General features: G+C 71.4%; 21 protein-coding genes. 6 read left to right on the forward strand and 15 right to left on the reverse strand.

What is annotated here, in order from left to right:
- Positions 1-17: 17 nt before the first annotated feature.
- Positions 18-791 carry an alpha/beta fold hydrolase gene (locus AC5P1B_RS32945; protein WP_493891679.1) on the reverse strand — a complete coding sequence of 258 codons (774 nt, stop codon included), beginning with the start codon at positions 789-791 and terminating at the stop codon, positions 18-20.
- Positions 792-906: 115 nt separating this feature from the next.
- Here AC5P1B_RS32945 and AC5P1B_RS32950 point away from each other — a divergent pair, with 115 nt between their 5' ends.
- Entirely contained in the window at positions 907-2073 is a 1167-nt protein-coding gene (locus AC5P1B_RS32950) for an adenosine deaminase (protein ID WP_493891680.1), read from the forward strand.
- A 138-nt stretch (positions 2074-2211) separates the two neighbouring features.
- Complete coding sequence (locus AC5P1B_RS32955) at positions 2212-2514, forward strand: ATP-binding protein (protein WP_493891681.1); 303 nt, start codon at positions 2212-2214, stop codon at positions 2512-2514.
- Positions 2515-2660: 146 nt separating this feature from the next.
- Here AC5P1B_RS32955 and AC5P1B_RS32960 read toward each other — a convergent pair whose 3' ends face one another.
- The 5 genes from AC5P1B_RS32960 to afsQ1 form a co-directional block, all read right to left on the reverse strand.
- On the reverse strand, positions 2661-2867 hold the full coding sequence (locus tag AC5P1B_RS32960; RefSeq protein ID WP_493891682.1) for a PspC domain-containing protein: 207 nt from the start codon (positions 2865-2867) through the stop codon (positions 2661-2663).
- Between the two features lie 89 nt (positions 2868-2956).
- Positions 2957-3514, reverse strand: a complete 558-nt coding sequence (locus AC5P1B_RS32965) for a VanZ family protein (RefSeq protein WP_493891683.1) — start codon at positions 3512-3514, stop codon at positions 2957-2959.
- 212 nt (positions 3515-3726) lie between these two features.
- Positions 3727-4446 carry a hypothetical protein gene (locus tag AC5P1B_RS32970; RefSeq protein ID WP_493891684.1) on the reverse strand — a complete coding sequence of 240 codons (720 nt, stop codon included), beginning with the start codon at positions 4444-4446 and terminating at the stop codon, positions 3727-3729.
- Positions 4443-6011, reverse strand: a complete 1569-nt coding sequence (locus AC5P1B_RS32975) for an ATP-binding protein (protein ID WP_493891685.1) — start codon at positions 6009-6011, stop codon at positions 4443-4445. The genes AC5P1B_RS32970 and AC5P1B_RS32975 overlap by 4 nt, the downstream gene beginning before the upstream one ends.
- Before the next feature lie 50 nt (positions 6012-6061).
- The gene (gene afsQ1 / locus AC5P1B_RS32980) at positions 6062-6739 is read right to left on the reverse strand and encodes a two-component system response regulator AfsQ1 (protein ID WP_176166125.1); all 678 of its coding nucleotides are present in this window, start codon (positions 6737-6739) and stop codon (positions 6062-6064) included.
- Between the two features lie 239 nt (positions 6740-6978).
- On the opposite strand from afsQ1, the gene AC5P1B_RS32985 reads away from it, so the two are divergent.
- A complete protein-coding gene (locus AC5P1B_RS32985) occupies positions 6979-7746 on the forward strand; it encodes a SigE family RNA polymerase sigma factor (protein ID WP_493891686.1) in 768 nt (255 codons plus the stop codon).
- Positions 7747-8021: 275 nt separating this feature from the next.
- On the opposite strand, the gene AC5P1B_RS32990 is transcribed toward AC5P1B_RS32985, so the two are convergent.
- From AC5P1B_RS32990 to deoC, 4 genes are all read right to left on the reverse strand, one after another.
- A complete protein-coding gene (locus tag AC5P1B_RS32990; protein WP_493891687.1) occupies positions 8022-8648 on the reverse strand; it encodes a uridine kinase family protein in 627 nt (208 codons plus the stop codon).
- 302 nt (positions 8649-8950) lie between these two features.
- Positions 8951-9871: an aldehyde dehydrogenase family protein gene (locus AC5P1B_RS32995; protein WP_493891688.1), complete on the reverse strand. Its 921-nt coding sequence runs from the start codon at positions 9869-9871 to the stop codon at positions 8951-8953.
- Positions 9868-11349 (reverse strand): aldehyde dehydrogenase family protein, encoded by a 1482-nt coding sequence (locus AC5P1B_RS33000; protein WP_493891689.1) that lies wholly within the window; start codon positions 11347-11349, stop codon positions 9868-9870. The genes AC5P1B_RS32995 and AC5P1B_RS33000 overlap by 4 nt, the downstream gene beginning before the upstream one ends.
- Before the next feature lie 7 nt (positions 11350-11356).
- Positions 11357-12352 carry a deoxyribose-phosphate aldolase gene (deoC, locus tag AC5P1B_RS33005; RefSeq protein ID WP_493891701.1) on the reverse strand — a complete coding sequence of 332 codons (996 nt, stop codon included), beginning with the start codon at positions 12350-12352 and terminating at the stop codon, positions 11357-11359.
- 117 nt (positions 12353-12469) lie between these two features.
- Here deoC and AC5P1B_RS33010 point away from each other — a divergent pair, with 117 nt between their 5' ends.
- Positions 12470-13240 (forward strand): PH domain-containing protein, encoded by a 771-nt coding sequence (locus AC5P1B_RS33010; RefSeq protein WP_493891690.1) that lies wholly within the window; start codon positions 12470-12472, stop codon positions 13238-13240.
- A gap of 152 nt (positions 13241-13392) precedes the next feature.
- Here the strand turns inward: AC5P1B_RS33010 and AC5P1B_RS33015 are convergent, their stop codons facing one another.
- The 3 genes from AC5P1B_RS33015 to AC5P1B_RS33025 form a co-directional block, all read right to left on the reverse strand.
- A complete protein-coding gene (locus tag AC5P1B_RS33015) occupies positions 13393-15111 on the reverse strand; it encodes a phospho-sugar mutase (protein WP_493891691.1) in 1719 nt (572 codons plus the stop codon).
- A gap of 429 nt (positions 15112-15540) precedes the next feature.
- Positions 15541-16389, reverse strand: a complete 849-nt coding sequence (locus tag AC5P1B_RS33020; protein WP_493891692.1) for a purine-nucleoside phosphorylase — start codon at positions 16387-16389, stop codon at positions 15541-15543.
- A gap of 604 nt (positions 16390-16993) precedes the next feature.
- A complete protein-coding gene (locus AC5P1B_RS33025) occupies positions 16994-17431 on the reverse strand; it encodes a gamma-glutamylcyclotransferase family protein (RefSeq protein WP_493891693.1) in 438 nt (145 codons plus the stop codon).
- A gap of 223 nt (positions 17432-17654) precedes the next feature.
- On the opposite strand from AC5P1B_RS33025, the gene AC5P1B_RS33030 reads away from it, so the two are divergent.
- Complete coding sequence (locus AC5P1B_RS33030; protein ID WP_493891694.1) at positions 17655-19094, forward strand: NAD(P)H-quinone dehydrogenase; 1440 nt, start codon at positions 17655-17657, stop codon at positions 19092-19094.
- 98 nt (positions 19095-19192) lie between these two features.
- Positions 19193-20188, forward strand: a complete 996-nt coding sequence (locus AC5P1B_RS33035) for a DeoR/GlpR family DNA-binding transcription regulator (protein ID WP_493891695.1) — start codon at positions 19193-19195, stop codon at positions 20186-20188.
- Between the two features lie 208 nt (positions 20189-20396).
- On the opposite strand, the gene AC5P1B_RS33040 is transcribed toward AC5P1B_RS33035, so the two are convergent.
- Together AC5P1B_RS33040 and AC5P1B_RS33045 are read right to left on the reverse strand one after the other, a co-directional pair.
- The gene (locus AC5P1B_RS33040) at positions 20397-20963 is read right to left on the reverse strand and encodes a TetR/AcrR family transcriptional regulator (protein WP_493891696.1); all 567 of its coding nucleotides are present in this window, start codon (positions 20961-20963) and stop codon (positions 20397-20399) included.
- A 344-nt stretch (positions 20964-21307) separates the two neighbouring features.
- Positions 21308-21667 (reverse strand): biotin/lipoyl-containing protein (locus AC5P1B_RS33045; protein WP_493891697.1); only part of this gene is annotated, 360 nt, incomplete at its 5' end.

Raw genomic sequence — 21667 nt, forward strand, 5'->3', positions numbered from 1 at the left:
CAAGCCGCCGTCCGCGGTCAGCGCCGCAGCGAGGTGCCGAACCCGGCCGCGAGGGGCATCCGCAGGCCGATCGGCGGGGGCGCCGCCAGCGCGTCGGCCAGTGGACGCGCGTAGCCTCGCTCGAAGAGGGAACCCAGCGCGAAGTCGACCGCGAGGGCGGTCACCTCGGAGCGGTACTGGTGCAGCCAGTGCCCGTCGGTATGCACCTCGAATCGGCACACATCTCTGTTGATCTTCTTCGCGCGCTCGGCGAGCCGGTAGGACAGCTCGGGGTCGGTGCGCTCGTCGTTCGTCCCGTGCACGATCAGCACGCTGCGCCCCGCCAGATGCTTGACCGGGTCGGGAGTCAGGACGGCTTCCGGGGTCGGCAGCCACGGCGCCAGCGCGAGCACCGAGCTCACGGCGGGATGCCCGGCGGCCAGCAGCGCGGCCCGCGCGCCCATGTCCATGCCGACGAGGCAGACCGGCACATCCCCGTAGCGCCGCACCACCTCGTCCACCGCCCATTGCGCGTCCTCGGCGGGGTGTGCCGCGTCGCCGTTCCAGCCGCGGCACCGATAGCGGACGATATGGGACGTCAGGCCCTCGGACTGCCCGGCCCGCACCAAGCGGCGGGCCAGCGGCCACAGGGCCGCCGTGGACAGAGCCGAGGGGCGCCGGGTCCCGTTCGGCGCGCCGCTGGGGAGTAACAGCACCACGCCGCAGACGGGCTTCCCCGCGGCGGCCACCCCCATCGGCCGCCCCAGCCGGGCGCTCCGTTCCGGCTGTTCCGGCAACGTTTGCTGAGCCATGCCAGAACGATGGCAGAAGCGGCGGTGTACTCCACTACGCGCGCGGGTCACTGTTCCGTATCTATCCGTACGGTGACAGGGCACGATCTACGCGCGTAGGGGCTATGGTGCGAAGATGACGAGCGACAACTTCCAGCGACCGAGTCCGGAGCAGATCCGCCGCGCCCCCAAGGTGCTGCTGCACGATCACCTCGATGGCGGCCTGCGCCCCGCCACCATCGTCGAGCTGGCCGGTGAGACGGGCTACGAAAGTCTGCCCGAGACCGAGCCCGGCGCCCTCGGCGACTGGTTCAGGGAGGCGGCCGACTCCGGCTCGCTGGAGCGCTACCTGGAGACCTTCGCGCACACCTGCGCCGTCATGCAGACCAAGGAGGCGCTGTTCCGGGTCGCCGCCGAGTGCGCGGAGGACCTGGCGGCCGACGGAGTCGTCTACGCCGAGGTGCGGTACGCCCCCGAGCAGCACCTGGAGCGCGGCCTCACCCTGGAGGAGGTCGTGGAGGCGGTCAACGACGGCTTCCGGGAGGGCGAGCGCCGGGCCAGGGAGAACGGCGACCGCATCCGCGTCGGCGCCCTGCTCACCGCGATGCGGCACGCCGCCCGCGCGCTGGAGATCGCCGAACTCGCCAACCGCTACCGCGACTTGGGCGTCGTCGGCTTCGACATCGCGGGCGCGGAGGCCGGCTTCCCGCCCACCCGCCACCTCGACGCCTTCGAGTACCTCAAGCGCGAGAACAACCACTTCACCATCCACGCGGGCGAGGCGTTCGGCCTGCCGTCGATCTGGCAGGCGCTCCAGTGGTGCGGCGCGGACCGGCTCGGCCACGGCGTCCGCATCATCGACGACATCCAGGTCGCCGAGGACGGCAGCGTCAAGCTCGGCCGCCTCGCCAGCTACGTGCGCGACAAGCGCATCCCGCTGGAGCTGTGCCCCACCTCGAACCTCCAGACGGGCGCGGCCTCCTCCTACGCCGAGCACCCGATCGGGCTGCTGCGCAGGCTCCACTTCCGGGCGACGGTCAATACGGACAATCGGCTGATGAGTGGTACAAGCATGAGCCGTGAATTCGAGCACCTGGTCTCTATATTCCGATACACGCTCGATGACATGCAGTGGTTCACTGTCAATGCGATGAAATCAGCGTTCATTCCTTTCGATGAACGTCTGGCCATGATCAATGATGTGATCAAGCCGGGATATGCCGAGCTGAAGTCCGAGTGGCTGTTCCGTCAGTCTCCGGGTGGAGCGGCTCTGACCAGCCCTTCTTCCGCCACGAAGGGCTGACAGAAGAGACAGTCTTACCTATCGGAAATGCGGCCGGGAAAGCGACACCCCGGCCGTTTTCCGGTGTTTGCGGGGTGTCGGTCGATGTGGCTAAGTTGCAGTGCCGGTCAAGACTCCCGTAACAAGGAAAGATTTCTGATGAAGCACGGAACGATCAAGACCCTCGGCGTCTCCACGCTCGGTGCCGTCTTCGCTGTCACCTCCGCCGGGTCCGCCTCGGCCGTCGGGTCCGGCCTGGGGGCGATCACCAAGGCCGCCGCCAGCGCGGTCAAGACGCTGCCGGCGCAGCCCGGGCAGCCGGCTCCGGGCCAGGAGACCGCGGGCATGGCGCAGCCCGCCGGTAAGGCGCAGGTCGCGGGCAAGAAGAAGCCCGCGGGCAAGGAGAAGCCGGCTGCGGAGAACCCGCTCAAGCTGCTCGGCGGACTGCCGCTGATGAAGTGACGCGCGCGGCGCACCGGTTCGCCGGTACGGCGCCGCGACGCGGAACGCGGTGGGCCGCACACCTGAGGGCAGGTGTGCGGCCCACCGCGTGTGTGCGGAAGCGGGAGCGGGGCGGCAGACGGCGTGAGCCGGGTCGCGGCGGTGGCTCACCAGGCGTTGCGCTGGTACTTCTCCTCCGAGGGGAGCAGCGCCCACAGCGCCAGGTAGAGCAGGAACTGCGGCCCGGGCAGCAGACACGACGCCACGAAGATCACCCGCATGGTGGTCGCAGAGGTCCCGAAGCGCTGGGCCAGACCCGCGCACACACCGGCGATCTTCCTGTCGGAGCGGGGGCGGACGAGAGCGGCGGCCATGACGCGACTCCTTGTCGTCGTCCTCGGTGTCATCCGGGGAGCGGTTGATGACTCCACGGTAGGTGCGCGAGGCGGGGCAAAGCATCGCTCTACGGTGCGATTCCGACCCTTGGGATCGTCGGGGTCACCCCTGAGACCGCCTCCTCCCGGGGAAGGGCGGCGGAGCCGGCCGTCTGCTCCCGGCGGCGGAGCCATCCTCGTAGGGCGGGCATCGCCACCACATGGGCGAGCGCGACCCCGAGCGTGTTGAGCAGCACCGAATCGACGTCGACGACCTGTCCGGCCACCCCGCTCTGGGCCAGCTCGAAGGACCCGGAGACCAGTGCGCCGATGGTGACCGTGCGGACCAGGGAGCACAGCCGGCGGCCGTCCACCCGTCCTGTCGCCAGCGGCAGCAGCACCCCCAGCGGCGCGTACAGCAGCAGCTCACGCCCGATCCGGCGGGTGGCTGCCACGACGCCAAGATCAAGGTCGGCGCGGATGGTGCTCAGCGGCTCGAAGTTGGCGGCCGTCACCCAGGTCGCCGCCAACGGGCGCAGGGACACCCAGCCAAGGAAGGCGAGATACGCGGTGACGAGAAGAACGCCCGCCACGCGGAAGCGGATATCGGCCGTGCGGCCGGGACCATGACCCTGCACGCCTGACATGACGCGAGGAAAAGGGTTCGCGGTTCCGCCCGTACCGCGCCGATCGGAACGTGTTCCGCCGCTTGGCCCCGGAAGGCCGCCACGGCCGGGCCCCAACCCGCCGCGCCGCAGCCGTGCGGCCGTGTCACCAGCGGTGTCGGCGCCCGGGCCGGAAAGGGCGCGCAGGCCAGGGCATCACCCGGCGGTGGCAGGGTCCGGGGCGGGGCCGGCCGTCAGTCCAGGGTGGTGCCGGAGCTCTGCGCGCTCTCCGGGTGGGTCCGCAGATCAGCCCCGCACTCGTAGCGCTTCAGCTCGTCCACGCCCTCTTCGCGCGGGCCGAGCGCGGGCCCGCCGAGGACCACCGCCCGCTTCCCGCGTACGGCGCGCGTCTCGGTGAAGGTGCACACCAGCTGCGCCAGCGCGTACGAGGGCAGGTCGTCGGGCTGCCGGTTCAGCCGCAGCGTTCCCACAGGATCGCCTTCGGCGGCGGCGGACACCCGCACCCACTGGCCCACCTCCGTGCTGAACCCGGCCTCCTCCTCGCTGGGCGACGGCTGCTGCTGGAGCTGGCTGAGCAGGGCCTGGGCGAACTCCTCGGGCCGCAGCGACGCGTCCTCCTTCGGCAGCCGCAGCACCCGGTCCACCGGGAGCAGCTGCGAGGTGCACACCAGCTGCACGACGACGCTCATGCCGCCCGTGGGCCGAGTGGGCTGCTCGTTGACGGGCGCCGCGCACGACGCCCGGGAAGGGGCGGCACCCGCGTCCACCGGGACCGAGGTGGAGCGGATGCCGCACCCGGCGACCAGCAGCGCGACCGCGCCGAGCGCGAACGCCCGCGCGGACCGTGGGCGGCGGGCGGCTGCCGCGAGGCGTGCGCCGACCCCCGGGCGTGGGGCACGGGAGGCGGAGCCGGGGCCCTCGGCGCGCCGCGTGCTTGCGGTCCGCGCGCTCATCGCTCGCTCCTCCTGTCCTTGCTGTCTCTGTCTCTGCTGTCTCGGTTGTCTCTGCTGTCTCGGTTCTTCGTTCCGTCCGGCTCCGCCTCTTCGGCGGGGTCCACGGACGAGGCGTCCATCGGCAGCCGCAGCGTGAAGACCGCGCCACCCGGGGCGGGCCCGTCCTCGCCACTCTCGGGCGCGGGCCAGTTGGCGGCGGTGATCTCGCCACCGTGGATGTGCGCGTTCTCCAGGGCGATCGACAGGCCGAGGCCGCTGCCCTCCGAGCGGGGCCGGGACGCGCTCGCCTTGTAGAAGCGGTCGAAGACGTGCGGCAGCACCTCTTCGGGGATGCCGGGCCCGTGGTCCCGTACCTCGATGAGCAGGTCGTCACCGTCGGTACGTATCGACACGCGCACCGGCGAGCCGCCGTGCTTGAGCGCGTTGCCGATGAGGTTGGCGAGGATGACGTCGAGGCGCCTGGGGTCGAGGCGGGCCACGATGCCGCGCTCCGCGTCGAGATCGACGGCGTCCAGCCAGGCCCGCGCGTCGATGCAGGCCGTGACCTGGTCGGCGACGTCCACAGCGTCGAGGACCAGACGGGCCGTGCCCGCGTCGAAGCGGGTCACCTCCATCAGGTTCTCGACGAGTTCGTTGAGCCGCCGGGTCTCGCTCACCACGAGCTGGACGGCCGGGGCGATCATCGGATCGAACGAGTCGGCCTCTTCCTCAAGGACCTCGGTCACCGCGGTGATCGCGGTGAGCGGCGTCCGCAGCTCATGCGACATGTCGGCGACGAACCGGCGGCTGGCGGCCTCCCGGGCACTCAGGTCGTCGACCCGCTTCTCCAGCGACTCGGCCGTCCGGTTGAAGGTGCGGGAGAGGTCGGCCAGTTCGTCGGTGCCGGACACGCGCAGCCGGGTGTCGAGCTTGCCCTCACCGAGCTTGCGCGCCGCGTCGGCGAGCCGCTGGACGGGTCGCAGCACCGTCGCCGCCGCGGCCTGCGCCAGCAGCGCCGAGCCGATGAGCGCGAGGGCGGTGGCGATGCCCAGCGACCAGGCCAGCGAGTTCAGATCCTGGCGCTCGGTCTCCAGGGACTTGAGCATGTAGCCGGTCGGCCCGCCACCGCTCACCTTGGCACCGCCGACCAGGTAGGGCGTGCCGTCGAGCGAGATCCGCTGCCAGTAGAGGTGGTAAGGGTGGGTGTTGGAGCTGTCGATGGGGCGTTTCTCGTTCACCGCGCGCCGCAGCGATTTCGGCACGGCCTTCCAGCTGAAGGCGTCTTCGTCGGAGAACGCCGCGCAGCCGCCGCGGCTGTCGCCCTTCTCGCTGATCAGCAGGACCTCGTACTTCTGCGAGCTGTCGGCCATCCGGTCGGCGGCGAGCTGAAGTTCGGGGCAGTCGGGCTCCAGCGGCAGCGAACCCGTCTTCTCCTTGAGGGTCTGGTGGAAGTCGTCAAGGGCGGCGTTCTGTGTCCGGTTCAGCACCGCGTCCCGGTTGAGCCAGTACGCGATGCCGGAAGCGGACACGGCGGCGACCAGCGCCACCACGGCGAAGACGAGCATCAGGCGCAGCCGCAGACTCATCCACCGCAGCAGTCCCGCAGCCCAGCCCCGTACTCGACTGGGCTCATCCGTCACTGGGGCGTGTCCAGTCGGTAGCCGACCCCACGGACCGTACGGATCAGTGTCGGCGACGACGGCACGTCCTCGACCTTCGCGCGCAGCCGCTGCACACACGCGTCGACCAGCCGCGAGTCACCGAGGTAGTCGTGCTCCCAGACCAGCCGCAGCAGCTGCTGCCGGGAAAGCGCCTGCCCGGGGCGGCGGCTCAGTTCGAGCAGGAGTCGCAGCTCTGTGGGGGTGAGCTGGAGGTCCTCACCGTTCTTGGTGACGGTCATCGCCGAACGGTCGATCACCAGCGAGCCGAAGGACGCCGAATCGTTCGCCTCCCGCTCGCCACGGCGCAGCACGGCACGGATGCGGGCGTCGAGCACCCGCCCCTGGACGGGCTTCACCACGTAGTCGTCAGCGCCGGACTCAAGTCCGACCACGACGTCGATGTCGTCGCTTCGGGCGGTCAGCAAAATAATGGGCAGTTGATCGGTGCGCCTGATGCGGCGACACACCTCAAAACCGTCGATACCGGGCAGCATCACATCCAGCACGATCAGGTCAGGCCGCTGCTCGCGCAGCAGCTTGAGGCCGTCTTCTCCCGTCGCCGCCGTCGCCACACGGTGGCCCTGGCGGGACAAAGAGAGTTCGAGGGCCGTGCGGATGGCGTCGTCGTCCTCGATCAGCAACAGGAAAGGCACGTTGGTCATTCTGGCCTACAGGAGGGCTGGAGTTCGACCTCCGCGTGCTTCCGCCCCCTACTCCACCCGCTGGATGCCCCGCTTCCAGGGCCTCTGACATGCCCAAGAGCCCCTGTGACAGCCCTGTGACAGTCGGCGGACACCGCGATGAAACTGGGTTGGCAGTCTTTTGTGCACCGGGAGGAACACCACCCGGGACGGAAGATGACCGAGCTGGCTCCACCGACGGGGGGCGCGAGATGAACACACTGCACAGCACGACGACCAGCGCAGGTATTCGGACGCGCCTACACACCGGTCGGAGCAATGAGAAGTCCGGTGCCGTGAGCGGGCGGGGGTGCGCTCGCGGCACTGGGCGTCAGCGGTCGTCAGTCATGTACGTGGCGGCGGTTGACGCGGCCACGGGGGCCCGCGGGGGCACCGCGGCCGCCGTGAGCACTGGTGGGAACAACGGGGGAAGCGGGTACGGAGAGGTCGGCAGCACTTCGGAGGCGGAGTTCACCGCCTACGTGCAGGAACGCCGGGCCTCTCTGTACGCGACGGCTTACCACCTGACCGGCGACCGGTTCGAAGCCGAGGATCTGCTGCAGAGCGCGCTGTTCTCGACGTACCGGGCGTGGGACCGGATCAGTGACAAGGCGGCGGTCGGCGGCTACCTGCGTCGGACGATGACGAACCTGCACATCAGCGCCTGGCGCCGGCGCAAGCTGAACGAGTACCCGACCGAGGAGCTGCCGGAGACGGTTGGCGACCAGGACGCGATGCGCGGCACCGAGCTGCGCGCCGTGCTGTGGCAGGCACTCGCCCGGCTGCCCGAGCTCCAGCGCACGATGCTTGTCCTGCGCTACTACGAGGGCCGCACCGACCCGGAGATCGCCGAGATACTCGGCATCAGCGTCGGCACCGTCAAGAGCAGCATCTGGCGCTCACTGCGCAGGCTGCGAGGCGATGAGGCGCTGAGCTTCGGGCAGGACGAAGAGGAGTCCTTCGGCGAGCTGGTGGCCTGAGGGCGGGGGGAACACGGGGGAAGCACGCGGGCCGTCTTTCGGGGGAGAGACGGAGCCGCGGGGGACCGTCTTTCGGGGGAGGGACGGAGGCGCGGGGGGAACACCGGGGCCGGGGGGTCCGGGGAACCGGGGGGTTCCGGGTAACACGGGGGAAAACAGCGGGGCGGGAGCGGCGCGCGGGGGATGCGCCGCACTCGACCCGCTCTCCTGCGGTGCGGTGACGGCGTTCAGTCACCGCACCGTTTCGTATGCGCGGGTGCGGGTGCGGGTGCGGGTCAGGCGCCGACACGCGCGGGGCGTACGGCGGACGCCGCGGCGATCCGGGCCAGTGCCGCCTCGCCGCCGCACCCGTACGCGCCGAGCGCGGTCTGCCGGGCGACGATCCCGCGCTCGGCGCGCAGCAGGCGCAGGCCGCGGCGCAGCAGGTAACCGGCGGGCTTGCGGCCCTCGCGCAGGTCGCGCAGCAGCCGGCGGCGGAAGGTCGTGACGGGGCGGCCGCTCAGGCAGAGCGCGTCGGCGAGCAGCCCGAGTTCACGGCACCGGCCGATGATGTCCGCGGCGAAGATGCCCTCGGCGACGAACAGCGGAGCGCTGCCGATGCGGAGGGTGCCGGAGCCGGTCCGGGAGCTGCTGGCGATGTCGTACACCGGCACGTCACTGCGTCCCGTGTGGCAGAGCGCGGCGATGGCCGACACCGCCGCTTCCCCGTCCCACGACAGCGGGGAGTCCCAGTCCGTGCCCCCGTCATCGGGATGGACCGGCAACGTGGGGTCCGTGCCTTCTTTGTAGAAGTCGTCGAGGTTCAGCACAGGCAGCCCGCTGCGGGCGGCGAGGGACGACTTTCCCGAACCCGAGGGGCCGGTCAGCAAAATCACGCGAGCGTGCGAGGAAGACGGGGTCACGGGACACCAGTGTGAGGCATCGGGCTGGATGAGGGACCCCCTGGGCAGGCGCGTGGTTGCTTCGGGGCCCGGCCGCCACGCCGCGTGGTTCGCCGGTTACGTCTGCCTTCCCGGGCTCCGGCAGCCGGCCATGGCCTCACGTACAGACAAACGGCAAGCTCTTTCGCGCACACACACACGCACACACACGCACAGACGCGTGCGGGGCCGGGGCGTGTGCCCCGGTCCCGCATTGCCGTGCGCTGGGTCCCGGGCGCCGAAGCGCCGGGTCCGCGCGGTCCTATCCGGTCAGGCGCGCCCGGTCAGATGCCCATCGGGTGCCAGACGGTCTTCGTTTCCAGGAAGGCGAGCATGCGCGCCGTCCCCGGGTCGACGGACCAGTCGGTCCCCTTCGCGGCCGCGGCACTGTCCCCAGGCTGTGGACGGAGAACGCGCTTGAGGTTGTCGGCCGCCGCCGTCTCCAGGGCGACCGCCAGCTCCCGGTCCGCACCGGCCAGGTCGATGGCGTTCACGTCCTGGTGCGCGGCGAGCGGCGTGGCGATCTCGGCGGTCTTGCCCGACAGGATGTTGACGACCCCGCCCGGCAGGTCGGAGGTGGCCAGCACCTCGCCCAGCGACAGGGCGGGCAGCGGCGACTTCTCGGAGGCGACCACGATGACCGTGTTGCCCGTGACGATCACCGGCGCGATGACGGAGACCAGTCCGAGGAACGAGGAGTCCTGCGGGGCGAGCACGGTGACCACGCCCGTCGGCTCGGGGCTGGACACGTTGAAGAACGGCCCGGCGACCGGGTTCGACGAACCGGCGATCTGGGCGACCTTGTCGGACCACCCCGCGTACCAGACCCAGCGGTCGATCGCGGCGTCCACCTGGGCCGCGGCCTTGGACTTCGACAGCCCCTCGGCGGCGGCGACCTCGGCGGCGAACTGCTCGCGGCGGCCCTCCAGCATCTCGGCGACGCGGTAGAGGATCTGGCCCCGGTTGTACGCGGTCGCCGCCGACCAGCCACCGAACGCCTTCCGGGCCGCGACCACCGCGTCCCTGGCGTCCTTACGGGACGAGAGCGGGGCGTTGGCCAGCCATGCGCCCTTGCTGTCGGTCACCTCGTACACCCGCCCGCTCTCGGACCGTGGGAACTTGCCCCCGACGAACAGCTTGTAGGTCTTGAACACGCTCAGCCGCCGCGCGGCGACGCCGCCTGCGGACGTGTCGGATACCTTCATCGGTCGCCCTCACCCTCTCCCTTGCCGGGCTCGTTCGACGGCTTGGCCGCTGCGGCGAGGTACGCCTCAAGACCGTGCCGGCCGCCCTCGCGGCCGAAACCCGACTCCTTGTAGCCACCGAAGGGCGAGGCGGGGTCGAACTTGTTGAACGTGTTGGACCAGACGATGCCCGCGCGCAGCTGGCTCGCCATCCACAGGATGCGGCTGCCCTTCTCGGTCCAGATGCCCGCCGACAGCCCGTACGGAGTGTTGTTCGCCTTCTCCACGGCCTCCGCCGGGGTGCGGAAGGTCAGCACCGAGAGCACCGGGCCGAAAATCTCCTCCCGGGCGATGCGGTGCGCCTGGGTGACGCCCGTGAACAGGGTCGGCCTGAACCAGTACCCCGAGGTGGGCAGCTCGCAGGAGGGTGCCCAGCGGTCGGCGCCCTCGGTCTCGCCCGCGTCGGCCAGCTCCGTGATCCGGGCCAGCTGCTCGGCGGAGTTGATCGCGCCGATGTCGGTGTTCTTGTCGAGCGGGTCGCCGATGCGCAGGGTCGTCATGCGGCGCTTGAGCGCGTCGAGCAGCTCGTCGGCGACCGACTCCTGGACCAGGAGCCGGGAGCCCGCGCAGCAGACGTGGCCCTGGTTGAAGAAGATGCCGTTCACGACGCCCTCGACGGCCTGGTCGATGGGGGCGTCGTCGAAGACGATGTTGGCGGCCTTGCCGCCCAGCTCCAGCGTCAGCCTCTTGTCCGTCCCCGCGACCGTGCGGGCGATGGCCTTGCCGACCTCGGTGGAGCCGGTGAAGGCGACCTTGTTGACGTCCGGGTGCGCGACCAGCGCGGCGCCCGTGGAGCCGTCACCCGTGAGGATGTTGACGACGCCCTTCGGCAGACCGGCCTGGCGGCAGATGTCCGCGAAGAACAGGGCGGAGAGCGGGGTGGTCTCGGCGGGCTTGAGGACGACCGTGTTGCCTGTGGCGAGCGCCGGGGCGATCTTCCACGCCAGCATCAGCAGCGGGAAGTTCCAGGGGATGACCTGGCCCGCGACACCGAGGGCGCGCGGGTTCGTCCCGTAGCCCGCGTGGTCGAGCTTGTCGGCCCAGCCCGCGTAGTAGAAGAAGTGCGCGGCGACCAGCGGCAGATCGGCGTCCCGCGACTCGCGGATCGGCTTGCCGTTGTCCAGGGTCTCCAGCACGGCCAGTTCGCGCGAGCGCTCCTGGATGATGCGGGCGATCCGGAACAGGTACTTCGCGCGCTCGGCACCAGGCAGCGCCGACCACTTCTCGAACGCCTTACGGGCCGCCTTGACCGCGCTGTCGACGTCGCTGGCGCCGGCCTGGGCGACCTCGGACAGCACCTCCTCGGAGGAGGGCGAGAGAGTCTTGAAGACCTTGCCGTCGGCGGCCTCACGGAACTCGCCGTCGATGAAGAGACCGTAGGACGGCGCGATGTCGACGACCGCGCGGGACTCGGGTGCGGGTGCGTATGTGAAAACCATCGTTGTCTCAGTCCACCGTCACGTAGTCGGGGCCGGAGTAGCGCCCGGTACTCAGCTTCTGGCGCTGCATCAGCAGGTCATTGAGGAGGCTGGAGGCGCCGAAGCGGAACCAGTCCGGGGACAGCCACTCGTCCCCCAGGGTCTCGTTGACCATCACCAGGTACTTGATGGCGTCCTTGGTCGTACGGATGCCGCCCGCGGGCTTCACCCCGACCTGTACCCCGGTGGTGGCGCGGAAGTCGCGCACGGCCTCCAGCATCAGGAGGGTCACCGGGGGAGTGGCGTTCACGGCGACCTTGCCCGTGGAGGTCTTGATGAAGTCGGCCCCGGCGAGCATCGCCAGCCAGGACGCGCGGCGGACGTTGTCGTACGTCTGGAGCTCGCCGGTCTCGAAGATCACCTTGAGGTGCGCGGCCGGGCCGGAAGGGCGGCGGCACGCCTCCTTGACGGCCTTGATCTCCTCGTAGACCTCCATGTAGCGGCCGGAGAGGAAGGCGCCGCGGTCGATCACCATGTCGATCTCGTCGGCGCCGGCCGCGACCGCGTCCCTGGTGTCGGCCAGCTTGACCGGCTGGGCGACCCGGCCGGCCGGGAAGCCGGTGGCCACGGAGGCGACGTGGACGCCCGAACCGGTCAGGGCTTCCTTCGCGGTGGCCACCATGTCGGGGTAGACGCAGATCGCGGCCACCCGGGGAGTGGTGCGGTCGGTGGGGTCGGGACTGACGCCCTTGGCGCACAGCGCCCGGACCTTGCCCGGGGTATCCGCGCCTTCGAGCGTCGTCAGGTCGATCATCGAGATCGCCAGGTCGATGGCGTACGCCTTCGCCGACGTCTTGATGGAGCGGGTGCCGAGGGTCGCTGCGCGGGCCTGGAGGCCGACCGCGTCGACTCCGGGCAGGCCGTGCAGGAAGCGGCGCAGCGCGCCGTCACCGGCGGTCACGTCCGCCAGCGACGCCAGTCGCTCCGCGGCCTCATCGCCATATGCGGGAACTGTGGTGGGCATGGTCACCAGCCGAGCATATCTACGCGCGTAGCGGCCTGTCACCCCCTGAACCCGAGACTGTTTATCGATGCCGTAACGCAACGTCCGCAATGCGGAGTGTCGGGCAGAATCGGGCGCATGACGAGTCCGGACCCCTCCTCCCCCCAAGCGAAGCCGGAGCGGCCTGAGCGGCCCGAGCAGGCTGAGCGGCCCCAGCGGCGGACGCGGACCGCGGCCCAGCGGACCGGCGGGCCCGAGCGCCCCACCCAGCCGAGCGAGCCGTCCGGGGCGGACGACCCCGAGGTCTACGACGATCGCGTCTACCGCTCCACCGGCGCCATGGCAGGTGGCGTGCTGCTGCTCGCCCTCGCCACCTGGCTCGGCGGCGACGCGCTGATCCGGGGCGAGGGCAGGACACCGTGGCTGTCCCTGGCGGGGCTGCTGGGCGGGGTCCCGCTGGTGGTGGCGTTCACGCTGCGGCCCGCGGTGTTCGCGGGCGCCGACCGCCTCCTGGTGCGCAACCCGTTCCGTACGATCACGCTGCCGTGGGCCTGCGTCGACGGCGCCCGCGCCGGATACAGCAGCGAGGTCCTCGCGGGCGGCGGCAAGTACCAGCTCTGGGCGATCCCGGTCTCCCTGCGGCAGCGCAAGCGCGCCGCCCGTCAGCAGACGCGCGCGGCGGCGGAGGACGTGCAGGGCCGCGTCTCCACCCGGCCCCCGGGCAACACGGTCATGAGCGAGGGCCGCGCCCCCTCGGACCAGGCCATCGACGACATCCGCGAACTGGCGGAACGTCACGCTTCCCGGGAGAGCGCGCAAGGCGCCCCGCAGGTGCGCTGGGCGTACGAGGTGATCGCCCCGGCGGCGGTGGGCATCGCGCTGCTCATCGTCCTGGCGAGCACCGGCTGAGCCATCGCGCCAACGTACGCCGCCTGGACGCCGGGGCATCCGGTCCCGGCAGGCCGAGCCGCGCGGCAAAGAGTGGTGACGCAGGTACACGACTACGGTTCCGGCCGCCCGCAGAGGGAGGCCGGAACCGTAGTCGTGGCACGGGAGGCGGGTCAGATGCCCGCGGCGGTGGCCAGGTCCCGCTTGATGCCGTCGAGGATCTCGGCCGCGAGGGCGCGCGCGGCGGGCAGGGCCTCGGCCGAGGCGACCGGGAGCACGGCCTCCAGGTAGCACTTGAGCTTCGGCTCCGTGCCGCTGGGCCGCACGATCACCCGGGCCGTCTCGACGCCTGACCCCGAGTCGCCCGCGAGGTGGTAGCGCAGCCCGTCGGTCGGCGGCAGCGCCTCGGAGCCCTGCGCCAGGTCCTGCGCCGAGGTCACCGGCAGCCCGGCGAGGGCTGCGGGCGGCTGTTCGCGCAGCCGCTTCATCGCCGTGGCGATGAGCGAGAGGTCCTCCACGCGGACCGACAGCTGGTCGGTGGCGTGCAGGCCGTGGGTGAGCGCCAGCTCGTCCAGCAGGTCCGTGAGGGACCGGCCGGACGCCTTCAGCTCGGCGGTCAGCTCGGCCACCAGCAGCGCCGCGGTGATGCCGTCCTTGTCGCGGACGCCCTGCGGGTCCACGCAGTAGCCGAGCGCCTCCTCGTAGGCGTAGCGCAGGCCGTCCACGCGCGCGAGCCACTTGAAGCCGGTCAGCGTCTCCCCGTACGGGGCGCCCGAGGTCGCCGCGATCCGGGAGAGCAGGGAGGAGGAGACGATCGTGGTCGCGAAGGTGCTGTTCTCCCCCTGGCTGAGCTGCCCCTGACGCACCAGGTGCGCGGCGAGCAGCGCGCCGACCTCGTCGCCGCGCAGCATCCGCCAGCCGGACTCGCTGCCGGAGTCGGGGACGGCCACGGCGCAGCGGTCCGCGTCCGGGTCGTTGGCGATGATGACGTCCGGGTTCGCCGTACGAGCTGTCGCGAACGCCAGGTCCATCGCGCCCGGCTCCTCCGGGTTGGGGAACGCGACGGTGGGGAAGTCCGGGTCGGGCTCGGCCTGCTCGGGCACCACCGTGGGGGCGGGGAAGCCCGCGCCGGTGAAGGCGGCGGTGAGGGTGTCCCGCCCGACGCCGTGCAGCGGGGTGTAGACGACGCGCACGTCGCGCGAGGTGCCCGGGGTGAGGACGGTCCGGGCGCGGGCGAGGTAGGCCTCGACGATGTCGTCGCCGAGCGTGCTCCAGCCCGCGTCCGGCCGGGGGACGTCGTTCAAGCTCGCGATGGCGGCGATCTCGGCGGCGATCTCAGCGTCGGCGGGCGGCACGATCTGCGATCCTCCGCTCGGCCCGCCCAGATAGACCTTGTAGCCGTTGTCGCGGGGCGGGTTGTGGCTGGCGGTGACCTCGACTCCGGCGGCGGCGCCGAGGTGGCGGACGGCGAAGGCCAGCACGGGCGTGGGCAGCGGGCGCGGCAGGAGCACGGCGCGCAGCCCGGCGCCGGTCATCACGGCGGCGGTGTCGCGGGCGAAGTCGGCGCTCTTGTAACGCGCGTCGTAGCCGATGACAACGAGGCCGGGCGCGTCCGGCGCGCTGCCGTCCGTCGGCTTGGCGGCTGCCTGCTTCGTCAGGTAGGCGGCGAGCCCGGCGGCGGCGCGGATGACGACCGAGCGGTTCATCCGCATCGGGCCCGCGCCCAGTTCGCCGCGCAGTCCGGCGGTGCCGAACTGGAGGGTGCCGGAGAACCGCTCGCCGAGCACGTCGAGGTCCTCGGCCTCAAGAAGCTTGCGCAACTCTTCCCGCGTATCGGGATCGGGGTCCTCGGCGAGCCAGGCTTCGGCTTGGGCGATGAGGTCGAGCACCACGGGGGCTCCTCCGGAGGTCGCTGATGGTGTGGACAGGAGTGAGTGGGGCCTCGGCCCCGGGAAAGCGGCCGGGCAGTGCCGGAAGGGACCGCTCCGTCGAACGGGAGGCCCCAGCCCATGGTCGCGCGGCAGCGGTCCGCCCTCCGGGGTGGGGCAGCCCCGCCCCGTACGGCAGGCGGCCAGTCTCGCCCGCCCGCCACGAGACGTCGCGCGCCGGGCACCGTGTGTCGAGCGCCGCGGTAGGGACCCACGCGCCGTACGCGACCCACATGACGTACGGCTGTGTACGTGACGGCACCCGGCACCATCCGACGTGCGGAAGCGGGCGGCACACCGGCCGGCCGCCGCCGGCGATCCGGACAGGCGCCCATCCGGCCCCCGGGCGCCGTCCGGCGCGCCTGTCCGTACCCTTCCCGCGCGGGTGCTTCTCTACAGCCGGTCGAGGACCTTGGCCAGCAGGCTGCCCATCCGCGCGGCCGAGTCGCGTCCGGCCTGGAGCACCTCTTCGTGGTTGAGAGGCTCGCCGGTCATGCCCGCGGCGAGGTTGGTCACCAGGGAGATGCCGAGCACCTCGGCGCCCGCCTCGCGGGCCGCGATGGCCTCCAGCGTGGTGGACATACCGACCAGGTCGGCGCCGAGGGTGCGGATCATGGCGATCTCGGCCGGCGTCTCGTAGTGCGGGCCGGGGAACTGTGCGTAGACCCCTTCTTCCAGCGAGGGGTCGACCTGCTGGCACAGCGCGCGCAGCCGGGGCGAGTAGAGGTCGGTGAGGTCGACGAAGTTCGCGCCGACGATCGGCGAGGTGGCGGTGAGGTTGATGTGGTCACTGATCAGCACCGGCTGACCGGGCCGCATGCCCACCCGCAGGCCGCCGCAGCCGTTGGTGAGGACGACCGTCTTGCACCCGGCGGCGACGGCGGTACGCACGCCGTGCGCGACAGCGGTGACGTCCCGGCTCTCGTAGTAGTGCGTCCGGCCGAGGAAGACCAGCGCCCGCTTGTCGTTGATGCGGTACGAGCGGACCGTGCCCGCGTGGCCCGCGACGGCGGGCGGCGGGAAGCCGGGCAGCTCAGTGACCGGGAACTCGTGTTCTGGCGTGCCGAGCGCGTCGGTCGCGGGAACCCAGCCGGAGCCCATGACGAGTGCCACGTCGTGGGTCTCAGCGCCGGTGAGCTCGCGCAGGCGCGCGGCCGCGCCGTCGGCAGCGGCGAAGGGGGTCTGGCCGCCGGCGGCGGGGGAGGGGCCGCCCTGGATGTCCGAAGAAGCTGATGCGTTCACGCGCACGAGGGTAACCGTTATTGCCCTACGCGCGTAGACCTGTCGAGGACAGGTGCCCGGATCGTTGCCTTCAGAACGCTCACACGACGCCCCCACAGCCTCGACCCCCCCGGCAACCGCCAGACGGCGCATAGCAACGGCGCACGGCACACGGCGGTCACGAAAAGGACGGCACCCGGAAGACGGGGACGGAGGCCGCAAGGACAGACGAGGACACAAGGACGGACGGAGGACGAAGCCGACCGGCAGCCGAGAGACAACGGGAGGGGCCGGGGTCGGAGGTCACGAGGACAGACGAGGGCAGAAGGACGGACGGAGGACGAAGCCGACCGGCAGCCGAGAGACAACGGGAGGGGCCGGGGTCGGAGGGGCAAGGTCCTGGACGCTTACGTGTATTTGTGGCGCAACAAGAGGCCAACCACACAAAAGGGCCTAAGGCGCCGTAAATATACGGTCCAGGACCCTGCCCCGGAGGCCCAAGGCCCCGGCACCCACCCGCCCCAGCCGTGCCACGCCACGCCCAACCCAGCGACCAGTGCCCCAGCCAAACCCGGCCCAGCGACCAGTGCCCCGGCCCGGCCCGGCCCAGCCCAGCGCCAGTGCCTCAGCAGGGCCGCTTACGCAGCTCCATCACATAGTCGTGCGGCGCCCCGGCCGACTCCGCCGCATCGGCGATCTCTCCCAGATAGCGGGCGGAGGGCAGACCGCCCTCGTAGCCGTTGAGCACGTACAACCAGGTGGCCTCGTCGCCGTCCAGGGTGTGCACCCGCACCCGCATTCGGCGGTATATGTCCAGGCCCACCCCCTCCCAGCGGTCCATCGACTCCTCGTCCATCGGAGCGATGTCGTAGAGGGCGACGAACACCTGAGACCGGGGGGCCTCCACCAGCGTGGCCAGGGCACCCTCCCATCCCATCTGCTCGCCTCCGAACGTCAGGCGCCAGCCGGAGAGCCAGCCGGTGCCGCGCAGCGGTGAGTGAGGGGCGCGGCGGGACATCAGCCGCGCGTCGAGGTTGCCGGCGTACGCGGCGTAGAGCGACATGGCTCCGAGGGTACGGGAGTGGGGCGAGACGGCATTTGGGGCGGCGGGCCCGTTCGGAGGGCCCCAAGCGGAGTCATCTTGATGCGTGCGGGACAATGGGGCATGTACTGCACTCCTCCCGGGGGGCGACCCCCGGGCCCGGCCGACAGGTGAAACCGGCTGCCCCGGCGGCACGGGCAGGCATCCCGGGGCCGATCGGAACGACAACGCGAGGCGAACTTCAGTGACCCGGATCGTGATCATCGGTGGCGGACCTGGCGGCTACGAGGCGGCACTCGTCGCAGCGCAGCTCGGCGCGGAGGTGACCGTCGTCGACTGCGATGGTCTGGGCGGGGCGTCGGTGCTCACCGACTGCGTGCCGTCGAAGACCCTGATCGCGACGGCCGAGGTGATGACGACCTTCGACTCCTCGTACGAGGAGCTGGGGATCATCGTCGCCGACGACACCCCGCACATCGAACAGGCCGCCCGGGTGGTCGGTGTCGATCTCGGCAAGGTCAACCGCCGGGTGAAGCGGCTCGCGCTCGCCCAGTCCCACGACATCACCGCGTCCGTCACCCGCGCGGGCGCGCGGGTGATGCGCGGCCGGGGCCGCATCGAGCCCGCGCGGGCGCCGGACGGGTCGCGGAAGGTGACAGTGCAGGCGGCCGACGGCACCGAGGAGACGTTGGTCGCCGACGCGGTCCTGGTCACGACGGGCGCGCACCCCAGGGAGATCCCGGACGCGCTGCCGGACGGCGAGCGCATCCTGAACTGGACCCAGGTGTACGACCTGGACGAGCTGCCGGAAGAGCTGATCGTGGTCGGCTCCGGTGTGACCGGCGCGGAGTTCGCCGGGGCGTACCAGGCGCTCGGCTCGAAGGTCACGCTGGTGTCCTCCCGCGAGCGGGTGCTGCCGGGCGAGGACCCGGACGCGGCCGCCGTCCTTGAGGACGTCTTCCGCCGCCGTGGCATGAACGTCATGGCCCGCTCGCGGGCCGCTTCCGCCAAGAGGGTGGGCGACCGGGTCGAGGTGACGCTCGCCGACGGGCGTGTCATCTCCGGCACGCACTGCCTGATGGCGGTCGGCTCGATCCCCAACACCCAGCGGATGGGTCTGGAGGAGGCCGGGATCAGGCTCAAGGAGTCGGGCCACATCTGGACCGACAGGGTCTCCCGTACGAGCGTGCCCGGCGTCTACGCGGCGGGCGACTGCACCGGGGTGCTCGCCCTGGCCTCGGTCGCCGCGATGCAGGGCCGCATCGCGATGTACCACTTCCTGGGTGACGCGGTCGCCCCGCTGAACCTGAAGGCGGTGTCGGCGAACGTGTTCACCGACCCGGAGATCGCCACCGTCGGTTACACACAGGCGGACGTGGACAGTGGGAAGATCGACGCGCGGGTCGTGAAGCTGCCGCTGCTGCGCAACGCGCGGGCGAAGATGCAGGGCATCAGGGACGGCTTCGTGAAGCTGTTCTGCCGCCCCGGCACGGGCATCGTGGTCGGCGGCGTGGTCGTCGCCCCGCGCGCCAGTGAGCTGATCCATCCCATCGCCGTCGCGGTCGACAACAATCTGACGGTCGCGCAGATCGCGAACACGTTCACGGTCTACCCCTCGCTGTCCGGTTCCATCGCCGAGGTGGCGCGGCAGCTGCAGACACGTAAGACCCAGAACGAGCTCTAGAACCCCATATACCACTTGCGCGGCCCAGGAGTGAACAACTTCCGCTAATTGCCGCAACCGGCTGAAACTAGACGGTCGTTGGCGTTACTGTCAGTTTCGTGTTCGCTGCAGAACGTCGCCAATTGATCCTTGAAATGGTGCGCGCGAACGGAGCGGTCTCGCTCCGGGAGCTCGCCCGTGTCGTCCAGACCTCCGAAGTGACCGTACGGCGGGACGTGCGGGCGCTGGAGGCGGAAGGACTGCTCGACCGTCGGCATGGCGGTGCGGTATTGCCGGGTGGCTTCACCAGGGAGTCCGGCTTTCCGCAAAAATCCCACCTAGCGACCGCGGAGAAGACGGCCATCGCCGACCTCGCCGCCAGCTTCGTCGAAGAGGGCGAGGCCGTGGTGGTCGGCGCGGGAACGACCACGCAAGAGCTGGCCCGTCGGCTCGCGCGCGTCCCCGGTCTGACTGTGGTCACCAACTCCCTGCTCGTCGCCCAGGCACTGGCCCATGCCAACCGGGTCGAGGTCGTCATGACCGGCGGCACCTTACGCGGCTCCAACTACGCCCTGGTGGGCAGCGGAGCCGAGCAGTCCCTCCAGGGGCTACGGGTCTCCCGTGCCTTCCTTTCCGGCAGTGGGCTCACCGCCGAGCGCGGCCTGTCCACATCCAACATGCTGTCAGCGAGCGTCGACCGGGCGCTCGTCCAGGCAGCGGCTGAGGTGGTCGTGCTCGCCGACCACTCGAAGCTGGGCACCGACACCATGTTCCAGACCGTGCCCACCGATGTGATCACCCGGCTGGTGACGGACGAGCCTCCCATGCAGGACGACCGCTCGGCGACCGAACTCCAGGCCCTGGCAGACCAGGGTGTGCAGATCGCGATCGCCGGGGCGGGCGGGGCCTCCCCTGGCCACGGCGGGGGCCCCGCGTCCGGTAGGGGTGACGTCCCCCCGGGGCGGCAGCCCCGCCGGGACATGCCCCTGCCGGGGCAGCGCCGTACGCATCCACCGTCGTCGGGCGGCGGTCAGCTGCGCGGCCCCGTCCCCCTCACGGAACAGCAGCTCGGCAGCGGCGGCCGGGTCGCCGACCTCGCTCCGCGTCGGCGTTGACGCACCGGGCGGCCCGGACTGGCCGACCACACCGGACGCACCGGGTGGGCGCGCGGTGCCGTCGCCTCGCGCGGGTACGCCCGCGTGAGGCGGCCAGGCCGGGTCGGCGTCTTACGGGCCAGGGGCAACCGCTCCCGGCCGGAAAAGTCGCTCCGGACTCGGGGCGTGGCCCGTGGGCCAGGAAGGGGCCGACGGGGGGATACGTCGGTTACGCGCAGGGCTCGCCGGGCGTCGGCTTGAGGCCGGTGAGGGTGAGCGCCAGCAGCCGGTCGGCCAGCTCCGGGTCGTCCGGTGACTGCTCCACGGCCAGCGCGATGGCGTTGGTCAGCTGCATCAGGTCGGCGATGTCCACATCGTCGCGTACGGCACCGGCCCGCTGAGCGCGGCTGAGCAGGCCGGAGCCCGCCTCGCGCATCGGCATGCTGCACCGCGACAGGGCGGAGCCGTCGTCGCTCTGGGCGGCCATCAGGGCCCGGGACAGCCCGCGGTAGGTGCTCGCGTGGGCGATGATGGCCCGCAGCCACTCCACCAGCGCGGTGCACGGCTGCGGCGCGGCCAGCAGCTCGCGCGAGCGGGCGAGAAGCGCGTCCACCTCGCCCTGGAAGACCGCGCTCATCAGTGCGGTGCGGTGCGGGAAGTGGCGGTAGAGCGTGCCGATGCCGACGCCCGCCCTGCGCGCGATGTCCTCCAGTGAGGCGTCGGTGCCGCGTTCGGTGAAGGCCGTACGGGCCTCGGCCAGCAGCCGTTCGTAGTTGCGGCGCGCGTCAGCACGCATCGGCCGCCCTGCGGCGATCCCTGCTGTACCGCTCGCCATCATCGCCCTCCCATGGAGCCGGGTCGTGCCCTCATACCTCCAGCATCCCATTGGCGGGGCGTACGACCGACGGCCGGAATGGTCGTGGTTCCTCTCGGTTCCTCCTGCTTGTTCTTGGTTGTTCTTAGCTCGTCCGGACGTCACCCGGACGAGTGGGTTCCCATTGGGCCGACTGGGTGGTGGCGCATCGCGCGCCCGGGTCCCCCGTCCGGACCCGACGTCCGGGACCATGTCGGGTCACGGAAAAGCGCGGGGCCCCGGCCGGTCGTCCCGGCCAGGGCCCCGCGCTCGCTGAGGGTGCGGCCTCAGTCCTTGATCTCGCAGATGACCGCGCCCGCCGAGACGGAGCCGCCGACCTCGGCCGCGAGGTCCTTGACCGTGCCCGCGCGGTGGGCGTTGAGCGGCTGCTCCATCTTCATGGCCTCCAGGACGACGACCAGCTCGCCCTCCTCGACGACCTGGCCCTCCTCCACGGCGACCTTGACGATGGTGCCCTGCATCGGGGAAGCCAGCGCGTCACCCGAGGCGGCGGAGCCGCTCTTCTTGGTGGCCTTGCGCTTGGGCTTCTTGGCGCTCGCCGCACTGGGTGCGGTGGCGAATCCGAGGGAGGCGGGGAGGGAGACTTCCAGGCGTTTGCCGCCGACCTCGACGATGACGGTTTCGCG

It is taken from the genome of Streptomyces sp. A01, assembly GCF_059026195.1.

Excerpts from the sequence above, each read along its gene's own strand:
- AC5P1B_RS32950 (WP_493891680.1), top strand. The coding sequence starts at position 907 with ATGACGAGCGACAACTTCCAGCGACCGAGTCCGGAGCAGATCCGCCGC.
- AC5P1B_RS32970 (WP_493891684.1), bottom strand. The coding sequence starts at position 4,446 with ATGAGCGCGCGGACCGCAAGCACGCGGCGCGCCGAGGGCCCCGGCTCC.
- AC5P1B_RS32960 (WP_493891682.1), bottom strand. The coding sequence starts at position 2,867 with ATGGCCGCCGCTCTCGTCCGCCCCCGCTCCGACAGGAAGATCGCCGGT.
- AC5P1B_RS32985 (WP_493891686.1), top strand. The coding sequence starts at position 6,979 with ATGAACACACTGCACAGCACGACGACCAGCGCAGGTATTCGGACGCGC.
- AC5P1B_RS33025 (WP_493891693.1), bottom strand. The coding sequence starts at position 17,431 with ATGTCGCTCTACGCCGCGTACGCCGGCAACCTCGACGCGCGGCTGATG.
- AC5P1B_RS33040 (WP_493891696.1), bottom strand. The coding sequence starts at position 20,963 with ATGCGTGCTGACGCGCGCCGCAACTACGAACGGCTGCTGGCCGAGGCC.
- AC5P1B_RS32995 (WP_493891688.1), bottom strand. The coding sequence starts at position 9,871 with ATGAAGGTATCCGACACGTCCGCAGGCGGCGTCGCCGCGCGGCGGCTG.
- AC5P1B_RS32965 (WP_493891683.1), bottom strand. The coding sequence starts at position 3,514 with ATGTCAGGCGTGCAGGGTCATGGTCCCGGCCGCACGGCCGATATCCGC.
- AC5P1B_RS33000 (WP_493891689.1), bottom strand. The coding sequence starts at position 11,349 with ATGGTTTTCACATACGCACCCGCACCCGAGTCCCGCGCGGTCGTCGAC.
- AC5P1B_RS32975 (WP_493891685.1), bottom strand. The coding sequence starts at position 6,011 with ATGAGTCTGCGGCTGCGCCTGATGCTCGTCTTCGCCGTGGTGGCGCTG.
- deoC (WP_493891701.1), bottom strand. The coding sequence starts at position 12,352 with ATGCCCACCACAGTTCCCGCATATGGCGATGAGGCCGCGGAGCGACTG.
- AC5P1B_RS32955 (WP_493891681.1), top strand. The coding sequence starts at position 2,212 with ATGAAGCACGGAACGATCAAGACCCTCGGCGTCTCCACGCTCGGTGCC.
- AC5P1B_RS33010 (WP_493891690.1), top strand. The coding sequence starts at position 12,470 with ATGACGAGTCCGGACCCCTCCTCCCCCCAAGCGAAGCCGGAGCGGCCT.
- AC5P1B_RS32945 (WP_493891679.1), bottom strand. The coding sequence starts at position 791 with ATGGCTCAGCAAACGTTGCCGGAACAGCCGGAACGGAGCGCCCGGCTG.